General features: G+C 35.5%; 4 protein-coding genes. All 4 read left to right on the top strand.

Going from position 1 to position 3290, the window contains the following annotated elements:
- The coding region (locus IC220_RS06540) for a hypothetical protein (RefSeq protein ID WP_188153664.1) at positions 1–875 on the top strand (875 nt) is incomplete at its 5' end.
- Between the two features lie 93 nt (positions 876–968).
- A complete protein-coding gene (locus IC220_RS06545; RefSeq protein ID WP_188153665.1) occupies positions 969–1844 on the top strand; it encodes an Rpn family recombination-promoting nuclease/putative transposase in 876 nt (291 codons plus the stop codon).
- A gap of 25 nt (positions 1845–1869) precedes the next feature.
- Complete coding sequence (locus IC220_RS06550) at positions 1870–2067, top strand: hypothetical protein (protein WP_188153666.1); 198 nt, start codon at positions 1870–1872, stop codon at positions 2065–2067.
- 3 nt (positions 2068–2070) lie between these two features.
- Positions 2071–3237, top strand: coding sequence for a hypothetical protein (locus tag IC220_RS06555; RefSeq protein ID WP_188153667.1), 1167 nt, complete (start codon positions 2071–2073; stop codon positions 3235–3237).
- Positions 3238–3290: the final 53 nt, after the last annotated feature.

Raw genomic sequence — 3290 nt, forward strand, 5'->3', positions numbered from 1 at the left:
CAGTAATTGCTGAAAGTTATATTGAGTCAAAAGATATAAAGGTAGATGGTACAGCAACACGTATCACTTGGTCACCAGTTTGGTGTGAAGCTGGCAGAGAATATGCTATTGTTTTACTAACTGATGATCCAAATACTGCAGTTAAAATAGCGGAATTAGGAAAATATGATGCAGTAAACAGCCGTTGGGTAACGAGTCAGCCATATCAAGTTGGAGTGTTACTTTCATCAAGCAATGCCAGCACTTGGACTCCACATCAAAATTTAGATTTAACTTTTCGACTGTTAGCTGCAAAATTTACTGAAAATTCCACCACAATTAACCTTGGCAAGATTACCGCAAATAACACTTCAGATTTAATTGCTCTGGCAAACGTTGAAAAAGTTTCATTTGATACTAATGCTGAGTTTATTTTAACTGAACAGGATGGAAAAGAGCATTTTTTATCTGATAATCTGCCATTAGCACTGCGTTCAAGACTCTCTGGAGAATTAACTGTAAAAACAACGCTAAAAGGCTCAAAGGAAAGAAGCCCGGTACTTTACCCCGGTTTACAATTGGTTCTTGGCAATGTGGGAGAATCTGCAGATTACGTAACCAGGAGCATTCCAGCAGGTTCAAATACGAAGATCACCATTACTTATGATGCATTAATACCTGGCACTGCAGACGTTAAAGCATATGTGCAAAAAAACGTGAAAAGAGAATGGCAGCTAGTTAATTTAACAACAGGAAAACCTATCGGTGACAACTGGGTGGAGAGGACTCACATACTGACAAACTTTAATGCCAATGAAACCAGGATAAAGCTAGTTCTCAGTGGTACAGTGCAATATCGCCCTAAAGTGAAAAATTTGAGAGTCATTGTTACATGAAATTTCACTTACTAGCATATACCGAAAGAAAATATGTATTAAAATATTGAAAATGTTGCATTAATGGTGTATAATATTAACAAATTTGAAGCTATGCCGTTTTCAAAATTTCTAGATCCAAAGAACGACCTTACTTTCAAGCTAATCTTTGGTACTGAAAAAAACAAAAATATTCTCATTCACTTCATAAATGATATTTTAGGATTTACTGGAGAAGATGTAGTACAAGAGGTAGAATTTCTTAGCACGATCATGAATCCTGAGATTGCTTCTGATAGACAAAGTATAGTTGATATTCTATGTAAGGATTCAATAGGGAGAAGATTTGTGGTTGAGATGCAAGTTGCTAGAGATAAAGGCTTTGAAAAACGTGCACAACTTTACGCTGCTAAAGCTTACTCTAGACAGTCATGCAAATATTCCGATTTACAAAAGGTATACTTCATCGCTATATCTAATTGTAATTTATTTTCTGAAGATGTGTATTATATTTCGACTCACAGTATACGTGATATAGAAACCAATGGACACTACTTAAAAGACTTTCAGTTTATTTTTATAGAACTACCTAAGTTTTCAAAAAGCAAAGTAGACCAATTAGAGACAATAATAGAGCGTTGGTGTTTCTTCTTTCGGTATGCAGCAGAAACTACAGATGAGGATTTAAAAAAAATAGCAGAACGGGCACCAATAATAAAGCTAGCATATAATGAATTAGACAAATCCGGCTGGAAAGAAAAAGATCTGATAGCCTATGAAGAGATGGATATGAACGTTCAAAAAGAAGAGGGTATTTGGGCTCAAAGGCTTGATGATGCTACTGAAAAAGGTAGAGAGGAAGGCAGAGAGGAAGGCAGAGAGGAAGGTGCAAGAGAAATAGCTAAGAACTTAATTGAACTTGGTATATCTACGGATATTATCGCAAGGACTACTGGGCTTTCAAATGAACAAATTGAAAAGCTGAAATAAAACACTACTTTTTCAAACAATACCAATGCCAAAAGATAAGACCAAGAGAGGATATCCATTGCCGCACCCAGAAAATATTGCCGTACAAGATGTGGTACGTATTCGTGAAACTATTGAAAAGGTGGATAAAGATATTACAAGGGGGGAAAATGAACATGATGAGCTGAAGGGTAACTTTGAAAGATTTAGTTTTGAAACATTGTTAAAATTGTGGGGAAATTAAGAGATGACTATCGCAAAAGAAGTAGTATACGCATTACATCAAAGAATTAAGGATTTATCTCAAGATGCAACGCCTGATAAGGTAGCATATTTGGCCAAGGCATTAGAGTCTATAGCCGGGCAGAGTACTGTATTTGATATTGTGCAGATGACTGATGTAAAATTGAAAGAACTGCTTGACAGCACAACAAGTCATTTAAGTAAATTAGATACCAATAAAACCAATGCGTTAGCGGCAATCTCTGAATTGGAGGGAAAATCGTTAAAGAAAATAAATGACCAGGAGTTAAAAAGCCTATCAATTCTTGACACCAAAAAAGATGCCAATATTGCTGCAATAAATAGCACAACAGATCTTGGTAGTATAAAAAACACACTTAAAGCTATTAATGACCTTCCTAAAGATTCTTCAATAATGAAGGAAGTACAGTCCCGAGGGGTTATTCAGTCTGGATCACAACCTTTCCTGTTTGGAATATTGAGCAGATACAATGACTATAGCTGGGGTTATGGTCATTTCACAAGTGAATTAGGACAATGGTACATTAATACAGAAAAAACTAATAACATGTTTTGCTTGCTTACAGGTGCGCATAGCTATGACACAAGTTATGTTTCATTTTATAAACCGCCACAATTAAGTTTCTTGCAAGGGAAAAATGGAACATTTATCTATAGAGAGCTGTATACGCGTTATGTAGTTTCTTCAAATGAGTACTCTTATCCATATGCATTGCTGGGAGTAATATTTGTAAAAAACACCACAAATAGTGAGATAACAAGAACAATAAACTTTGTTGGTTCATCACATTGGTATTCAGGATACGAAGGAATGGGAGCATTTGTGGGAACACCTGATAATACCAATACTAATAAGGCACAAATATCATCGATTAGCTGGAAAAATATTTATAACCTTGGAAGCACAAACAGTGGATTTTTAGCTTCAGGAAGTGTTGTCATTCCAGCTAATAAAACAGTTGTGATTTTACTTTACACGTCACCATATTATTACACGAGTAGTGGTAACTATTATGCACAATTTATGCAGTGGGGAATATACAATTTTCGCAGCAATTTTTTGACCACTGGACTTGAGGTAGATGTAGAAAGAACACTTAAAGCTTGGCAATGCCCAGGATTTACTAATACGTTTGAAATTTGGAAGTAAGAAGGAGGAAAATATGTCTATTTATATGCGTTTCGAAAACAACAAACAAGTAG

It is taken from the genome of Wolbachia endosymbiont of Pentalonia nigronervosa, from assembly GCF_014534705.1.
Lineage (GTDB): Bacteria > Pseudomonadota > Alphaproteobacteria > Rickettsiales > Anaplasmataceae > Wolbachia.

What these genes read in the sequence shown, in the direction of transcription:
- IC220_RS06545 (WP_188153665.1), top strand. Translation starts at nt 969, where the DNA reads ATGCCGTTTTCAAAATTTCTAGATCCAAAGAACGACCTTACTTTCAAG.
- IC220_RS06550 (WP_188153666.1), top strand. Translation starts at nt 1,870, where the DNA reads ATGCCAAAAGATAAGACCAAGAGAGGATATCCATTGCCGCACCCAGAA.
- IC220_RS06555 (WP_188153667.1), top strand. Translation starts at nt 2,071, where the DNA reads ATGACTATCGCAAAAGAAGTAGTATACGCATTACATCAAAGAATTAAG.